The following is a 7,842-nucleotide window of genomic DNA, read 5'->3' as shown; positions in this document are numbered from 1 at the left end:
GCCCGTTGCTCCTGTTGGGCCTGTCGGTCCTGTTGGGCCCGTCGGTCCTGTTGGGCCTGTTGGCCCCGTTGCTCCTGTTGGGCCTGTCGGTCCTGTTGGTCCCGTTGCTCCTGTTGGGCCCGTTGCTCCTGTTGGTCCCGTTGCTCCTGTTGGCCCCGTTGCTCCTGTTGGGCCTGTCGGTCCCGTTGGTCCTGTTGGCCCCGTCGCTCCTGTTGGTCCCGTTGGTCCTGTCGGTCCCGTTGGTCCTCTTGGTCCTCTTGGTCCTCTTGGTCCAGGAGGACGGATTTTTGGTGGTTTTGGAATCGGAAAAATTGGACAGCATGGATTAAAAGTGTTATGGATATTCATTATTTGAATCACCCTTTATTTGGTTCTAATACGCTTGATAATTCAATAGATGTGAACCAGGCAACTAAGGGTAATTATTGATATTAATATCAATAATATATTGTTCTTTAGTGGGCTACCGACCAACAAAGAAATAATACGTATCATTTTAAATCAAAACTAACGTAACCATATAACTTATTTTAAGAAAGGCTCTGTTATTAAAAATTGGTGATAATATCAAAAAAATCGTAAAATACATGGTCTCTGATTTTTTGTTCAAGTAACTTACCATTACTATTGGTATAATCCCCCATCATCCTGGTTCACCCCACTATCGTCAAATCTCACACATTATCCCACTTAATTTCAACAACAAGGGTTTGAATTAAATTTAGGAATTCTTATTTGGGGATATGAATTTTCACTAAAAACTATCTTAAAGTTATAAGTTTTGTACAAAGAAAAAAACATCATAAATTGCTGCTATTATTGCTGTTGATAATGTCTAGAAGTTAGTCTAAAATAAAAAATACAAAAGATACATGACTTTTAGACAACAAGAGAGGAAGAACCATTATGGCAATCATTGGTTACGCTAGGGTATCAACTAAAGACCAGGAATTAGAACTGCAAATCGACAAACTAACTGAATATGGCTGCGAAAGAATCTTTATGGAAAAGCAAAGTGGTGCTAAATGCGACCGGGAGGAACTTACCAAAGCTCTGGATTATCTACGAGAAGGTGACAAGCTGGTCGTTTATAAGCTGGACAGGTTAGCAAGGAGCACTTTCGATTTACATAAAATTGCAAAAGAGCTGCACAACCGAGGAATATCCCTTGTGTTCATTAAGGAACAGATTGATTTTTCTACTCCAGCTGGAAAGCTCATGTTTACGATGCTGGGAACTATTGCCGAATTTGAACGTGACTTAATAGCTGACAGAACGGCAGAAGGGCGTGAAAGGGCAAAGGCTCAAGGGAAACACATGGGGCGAATTGGGAAGGCTGAGAAGGACGTTAAAAAGGCATTAAAGCTATATACAGAACGAGAATCAAATGGATTGAGCGTTAATGATATTTCAAAAATGACAGGCGTTCCCCGGTCTACGATTTACGCTAAAGCTAAGGAGCAAGGTTTAAGTTAATATAAGAGGAATGGAGCTTGGTTTGATTTCCAAGCTCTTTTGTATTGGGTACCATTTTTTATTAAAGCTACCCGTTAGTTAAAGTACATTTCTTCACAAACTTAGAACGATATACATAGATACGATTATTTTTCAAGAAATTCTTACTTTAATATCCATTATCATTTTCATATGTTTGTTGTAAAATCGCTCTTATCTCATCTTCTTTATTAGATTCATATATTGCTCGCCTAATATCTTCTAAAGTTGGATCATAAAAAGAAACAGATTTAGAATAAAGTTGGGAAAAGAAACTATCTTGTGTAACATATTGATAGAGATAAGGTTTCCTAATCGCCCCTTGATAAGCTAATAACCAATTTTCTCCATACAATTCTTCCTGTTTTAATAATGAATTAATTCTTTGTAAATCTGGTTGAGATTGAAAAATACCCAAATCTAGCAAATCCAGTAAAATAACAGAACTTATAGGATCCTCAAAGTTAAATAATTCAGAAGCTAGGTTATCATCGATAGTCAAACCCATAGATTTTACAAATGAGAGTGCCCAACTTACTTCGAAGTTATTTTTAGACCTTATATTTTTTAGTATAAATTGATGTATGAATGCACTGATCTTTTCCTCATTAATATCGTAATTATAATGCCATTCATATGTATTAAATAAAATTTTAACTAATGGTAATGTACTTGAGTCAATAGCAGCTACATTGAGAAGAAAAGATTCATAGATATCCCAATTTTCAATGAATATTTTTTCTTCTGATAACCTTTTAATGCAATACTTTAGGACTGCATCATTAGGATACTTTTTGGAATTTACAAATGCTTTATTAAAATAGCTAATAAGATCATAATATTGTTCAATTGGATTGGTATCCCTTAACCTATAAAGTTTCATTTCTGATACCCACTCAGGTTCTAAGTTATCCGGAATTGATAAAAGGGCATATTTATTGGGATTAAGATCCAATTGAAATCCCTTTACAATTCTTTCGAGCTTGAGTTCAATATCTACCCCAAACCTTTTCAATTTCTTCTAAAGTTTCCCTTTGTTGCTAACCCTTATACTTACATGCTGTTTGTAGCAATTTCTTTGATTTTACATCATCAACGTCTTGTGCTATTCGTTCAAGAAAATCAAATAATGCTATAATCTCGTGGGTATCCTTCTCTTTACCAATTAATTCAACAAGTTAATCGTTACACTCACCATAGAGTCCGTTTATTCCTATAATAAAGGTTTATTATTATTGAAGTTTATCAGTAAAATGCTTTGCTAAGTCATTTAAATTCATCTATTTCTCACTGTTTTAAAAGGTGTTTGACACTTAACCTTCTATAACTGGAAAAGGTGCTCCTTCTTCCACTAACCTGCCCTTTAGTTGAAGAACGAAAAAGAAAAGGGACTGTTTTAACAGCCCATTATTGCTACCCTATAGTTGAAGAATATGGTTACTATTTATTCAAAAACATTCTTATACTAAAGAATATATCTTCTTTTTCAGTTACGACCTTAAAGCCATTTTTAACGACATTTTTCGTTCCTTCATCAAGTGGCTCTTTAACCCACTGGTCTGTTACAACCCCATATTCTACCTCTAAGCCATTATTATAGAAGATTCTTAGAGAGGTCAAAATCCCCCATTCTTCAAGTGTACTACTCTCAATATTACCGAAATTAAAATCATTTTTAATACTCTCTAAAGTAAGGTCTTTATTTGTAGAAATAATAGTTAAATCCACATCTGAATTTGAATGAAAGTCACCTCTTGCAAATGAACCCACAACTGCCACACCTTTTATATTAGTTTCTTGCTCGGACCATTCCTTAAAATTTTCCAGAAAAAAATCTACCTTCTTTTTAATTTCCAAAAGTTATCCCCCCATAAAATCATTTATAGAAATTTTAACATTTTCAACTATTCTGCCCAGTTAGTGAAACAACAAAAAGCTGCCTCAATGACAGCTCTGACCTTCAACACAAGCAGCCGTTATATTAATAAACTTTTTGATTTTAAGTCTATAATATCTACTAACTCATCTATGGTTCCAAAGCACTTTTCGACTTCAGGTAAATGATAAAATGTACTCGTAGTTTCAATGTTATCTATTTCATTGTTAGGTGAATAAAGATAAATTTTTTTACCATTCCCAATAGCAATACCTAGTTCAATATGGCTTCCTTTTCCTGCTGGTAATAAAACTACAACAAAATCAGCTTCTATTACAGCATTTTTCTCCTTTTGACCTATCGCCTTTAGTTCTTCCAATGTTGTTACATTTTCATTTACAGTCCAATCATATGTATGGATAAATCCTTTATCTTTTAATTTTTTACTAACATATCTAACTTTTTCTATATTTTTAAAGCTAGATGCTATATAAAATTTCATCATTTCTCCCCCTTTTTTATTACAATTTTAACATATATCTTAACACCTCTTATTAAACTATCCTGCTTCGTTAGCTCAATAACAAAAAGGATCGCCGCAGCAATCCTTGTTCTTCCGTTATCGCACCCGTTACTTTAAGTATAATCCTTCACAAGCAACCCTTCTGGTTAACAAGATATTGTTACTAAATAACTTAGAATGGATTAAAACTTACACCTTCAGCATCACATCTTAATTCAAAAAAATATTTAATAATATCATTTTCACTTTTGATTGATTCGTTGAGTTTTTGTAATGTTCGTTTTCCTATTCGTCTATCGATTAAGGAAAGTATTTTAATAACCATATCTGTTGAAATTAATGATTTTTCTATTGAAGAACTAAAGTATTCTTCAAGTGAATCAAAAAAATCGTACTGTTCAAATACCCCTTCAGCTTTAATTAGGTTATGTGCTTGTTCAACTATTTCATAATTTTGATTTCGATTATAAACATCATATTCAATATTTTGATTACGTCGTATGTCCCATACTTTTGTAGTTTTAAAAGAAAGTTTGATCAAAAATAACACGAAAGCCCAGATTTTACGATAAATAAAAAGAATCCATTTTGAAAAAAAGATTGATCAAAATGGATTCTAACCCAGCAGATTTAAGTTTAGTTTTTATAAAAAAGTTTTATCACTTTCGAGGTGCCTAAAGTTTATTTTCGACTTGGCTTATAAATGATTTAGAGACTCCTATTACGTACCGTGAAGATCAAGCATTTATCTTTTTTAAAAATGGTGCAACTTATTCAAAACATCGCATCCTTTTTATACAGCAAGGGTAAGCTTATTAAAAACATAACAACCCCTAGTGCTAAAAAATATAGTGGCATCACAAGGACTGTTCCGTTATGGAAAACGCTCATACCATAGATTGTAGCGCTGACGAGTAAATAATAACCTAAGCTAAATATCGCACCCGCAGAACCAATGACGTCTTGAAAGTCAATGAGCGCTAAGCTTAAACAGTTCGGTAAAGCGGTACCAGTACCAAATAAAATAATGAACACACTAACAATCATAGTTGGCATTTGTAATGAAATCGGTAAAAAATGTACCGATGTAGCGAGCAATGTACCAATGAGCATAATTGCTAATCCGCGTACGATAATCTTCTCAGGTTTTGTGTGGCTAACGAGTCGTTTAGATAGCATCGCACCTGCGATAGAAGCGAGTGCAACGATAATGCCTAAAAAACCATACATCGCACTTGTTAGTGTAAAGTATTGCGTAAAAATAAATGGTGCTTCGGTATAATAGCTAAATAATACACCGTTAATACCGCCAATTAATACGCCGTAGCGCCATAAACGCGCATTTGTAATCATGCGCTTCACTATTGGTAGTAAAGGCTTCATTTCGATTGTAGTAAGAGCTGTTTCAGGTAAACGTAAAAACGCATAGCAAAATACAATAATGCTCATAACAACTAACACCAAAAATACGACTTTAAAGCCAAAATAATAATCGGTAAAGCCACCGATTAACGGGCCAATGGCAGGTGTGAAGGCAAGGGCAGCTGAAATTTGAGCAAACAATTTATGACGCTCAACACCAGAAAAGCTTTCACGTAAAATCGTTTGTGTCACGACAGAGCCAACACTTGCACCAAACGCTTGAATAAAGCGTGCGACTAATAAAACCGCCATTTCATTAGCTACTAAACAAAGTACGTTACCAACAAGATATAAAAACAGCCCATAAAGCATTGCCTTGCGACGACCGATTTTATCGGATAAACGCCCAAAGAAAAATACTCCGATGGCAAAAGCGATAAAGTACACACTCATCGTAAGCTGTGCATCACTCATAGAAGTTTCAAACGCTTCTGCGATAGAAGGTAATGATGGGCTAAAAATAGTTTCACTAATTTGTGGGAAGCCTACTAATACAATCAGTAATAATAAGCTAAGTGTTTTGTTTCCGATGTTTTTCTTCAAAGTAATCCTCTCCTAGATAATTATAGGTTTGAAAGAAAAACATCGTAGCTTGGGAAATGGTGGCTTCACGAGTTTAATTTTTTCTAATTCACTCATGAAATTCACTTCCTTCTAATTAAAAATACTAAAAAATTATACCATCCAAAGGGATAAAACGGTGCAACTTTTTTATAAATGGTATAACTTTCTTCAAAACGGTACATCTTTTTTATAAACGGTACAACTCTCTTTCAAATCCACAACTTTTCTATTTAAAGCTATATCGGATGTTATCGTACACATATTTAAGACTTCTTTTTTATCCACTGTAATAACTGCTCTGCCTAACTGATCATGAGCTTTACGATAATTAATAATGTGAAAATCAATTCTATCTTTTTACGACTCACAGATAAAACTTTTTAATTGTTTCTTTGCTTGACTCCATTTTGGATTATACATATCTAAGTTCCCCATTCCATACCAATCTACATCAGCTACCCATTAGGTTAAGTACATTTCTTCACAAATCAAATAATAAAGTGTTATCTCCTCCAAATAAAAAAGAAGACATACAGCATTCCCAGCAGAAGATAGTTGCTAATTATAGAAGGAATAAGTATCTTAATTAACCATATATCAATTCCATTTGTAAGTATTGAAAGGAAGGTAGAAAATCCAAAATATATTAGTGTGTAAACAATAATACCTTTTATGCCGATTCCAATTTTATTTTTAATAAGTTCACCTATATAGAGTGGTAAGTAGAAAAATTTGATTAATTTGATTAATTCGATTAATTTGTTTATCCATCTTCTTCTCCATTTCATCAGTCTATTTTTGCATTTATTATCCAAATTATAACAAACTTAAAAATGAAGTATAACCCAACATAGAAAAATTCACTTGTTACACTAACCTGCCAGTTACTTAAATAAGAAAAAAGCGATTCTTGGTAATTCACGAATCGCCCCGTTAATCCAATAATTCCAAAACAATCATTGGGTGAAAGACTAGATAAATACCAATTAGTGTTAATGCAAACATCAATATGATTATCACTTTACTTTTCATATCCCAACACCCCAACTTTATTTAATCAACTTATAATCCTCTTAACTCAATTTTACCATAAAAACCCAATATACTTATTCAACTAACCTGCTTCGTTACTTCAATAAAGTTCAACAAAAAAAACGTTAATCCTTCTTGGATCAACGCACCCGTTAGCTTAAGTACATTCTTTCACAATCTTTATTATGAAATAAAAACTATAAAACTTTTTTGAATGAATAACAAAATTTCTCGTAACCCATTTTGGTTTCATAAAATCTGTGTGCTTCTGCACGAAATAACCCTGATTCTAAGGCCACAATCCCACACCCGTTTCGAATAGCATATTGGTGTATATACGAAAGTAATTGTTCACCGTATCCTTTGGAACGTTGTGAAGATTGCGTAACCAAGTCATAAACAAAAATATGTTTTCCATAATAAAAATTTGTTCGTATTGCTATTCCTGTTACTGCAACAACTTGTTCATTGTCATATATAGCGAAAAGCTTATATCCTTCTTCTCTCATACTATGGAGAAAATCAAGATATGTACTTTTGTTTAGATGGGTTCTTAATTCGTTTAAAACTGGAAACGCTTCAAGCCATTCTTTCTCTTGTATTAATTCTTTTATCATTCCATTCACTCCAAATCATAATTTGTAACATAATTATTAATTCTTGCAAATTTTTAGAATACCTTCTGTTACACGGGTTGCCACCACAACCCCGCTGTTCTACTATGCTCTCGTTACTAGGCTATTTCAATTAAAGAAAATGTTAAAGTTGTGAATGTCTATAATATCCCTTTACTAGACCCATAAAATTTTTGGCTGGTGTTGAGACATAATGATGTTCAAGCAAAATAACTCCTAAAGAAGATGTCATATTGGCATTGCTTATTGGTGCAGAGTAAAGACTTTTTGCCCCGTAGACATCAAAAACAGATTTT

At 33.6% G+C, this 7,842-nt stretch carries 8 protein-coding genes and 1 pseudogene; 1 reads left to right on the top strand and 8 read right to left on the bottom strand.

Annotated features, from left to right (window positions below):
• Window positions 1–348: hypothetical protein (locus tag ACIQAA_RS26160; protein ID WP_402625689.1), on the bottom strand; the 348-nt coding region annotated here is incomplete at its 3' end.
• 558 nt (window positions 349–906) lie between these two features.
• Here ACIQAA_RS26160 and ACIQAA_RS26155 point away from each other — a divergent pair.
• Entirely contained in the window at window positions 907–1,476 is a 570-nt protein-coding gene (locus tag ACIQAA_RS26155; RefSeq protein WP_402625688.1) for a recombinase family protein, read from the top strand.
• 148 nt (window positions 1,477–1,624) lie between these two features.
• Here the strand turns inward: ACIQAA_RS26155 and ACIQAA_RS26150 are convergent, their stop codons facing one another.
• From ACIQAA_RS26150 to ACIQAA_RS26120, 7 genes and pseudogenes are all read right to left on the bottom strand, one after another.
• A complete protein-coding gene (locus ACIQAA_RS26150; RefSeq protein WP_402625686.1) occupies window positions 1,625–2,449 on the bottom strand; it encodes a hypothetical protein in 825 nt (274 codons plus the stop codon).
• 485 nt (window positions 2,450–2,934) lie between these two features.
• A complete protein-coding gene (locus ACIQAA_RS26145; protein WP_402625685.1) occupies window positions 2,935–3,351 on the bottom strand; it encodes a nucleotidyltransferase domain-containing protein in 417 nt (138 codons plus the stop codon).
• 119 nt (window positions 3,352–3,470) lie between these two features.
• Complete coding sequence (locus tag ACIQAA_RS26140) at window positions 3,471–3,872, bottom strand: nucleoside 2-deoxyribosyltransferase (RefSeq protein WP_402625684.1); 402 nt, start codon at window positions 3,870–3,872, stop codon at window positions 3,471–3,473.
• A 193-nt stretch (window positions 3,873–4,065) separates the two neighbouring features.
• Complete coding sequence (locus ACIQAA_RS26135) at window positions 4,066–4,443, bottom strand: SF0329 family protein (RefSeq protein ID WP_402625682.1); 378 nt, start codon at window positions 4,441–4,443, stop codon at window positions 4,066–4,068.
• A 224-nt stretch (window positions 4,444–4,667) separates the two neighbouring features.
• Window positions 4,668–5,858, bottom strand: a complete 1,191-nt coding sequence (locus ACIQAA_RS26130; RefSeq protein WP_402625681.1) for a multidrug effflux MFS transporter — start codon at window positions 5,856–5,858, stop codon at window positions 4,668–4,670.
• A 192-nt stretch (window positions 5,859–6,050) separates the two neighbouring features.
• A pseudogene (locus ACIQAA_RS26125) lies at window positions 6,051–6,299 on the bottom strand (SF0329 family protein); the annotation flags it as partial.
• An 809-nt stretch (window positions 6,300–7,108) separates the two neighbouring features.
• Window positions 7,109–7,528: a GNAT family N-acetyltransferase gene (locus ACIQAA_RS26120; protein ID WP_402625679.1), complete on the bottom strand. Its 420-nt coding sequence runs from the start codon at window positions 7,526–7,528 to the stop codon at window positions 7,109–7,111.
• Between the last annotated feature and the right edge of the window lie 314 nt (window positions 7,529–7,842).

Source organism: Neobacillus sp. NPDC093182 (assembly GCF_044754045.1).
Note: the sequence above shows the minus strand (reverse complement) of the source record. Positions and strands in the feature narration are given on the sequence as shown.

Excerpts from the sequence above, each read along its gene's own strand:
- ACIQAA_RS26155 (WP_402625688.1), top strand. The coding sequence starts at position 907 with ATGGCAATCATTGGTTACGCTAGGGTATCAACTAAAGACCAGGAATTA.
- ACIQAA_RS26140 (WP_402625684.1), bottom strand. The coding sequence starts at position 3,872 with ATGAAATTTTATATAGCATCTAGCTTTAAAAATATAGAAAAAGTTAGA.
- ACIQAA_RS26120 (WP_402625679.1), bottom strand. The coding sequence starts at position 7,528 with ATGATAAAAGAATTAATACAAGAGAAAGAATGGCTTGAAGCGTTTCCA.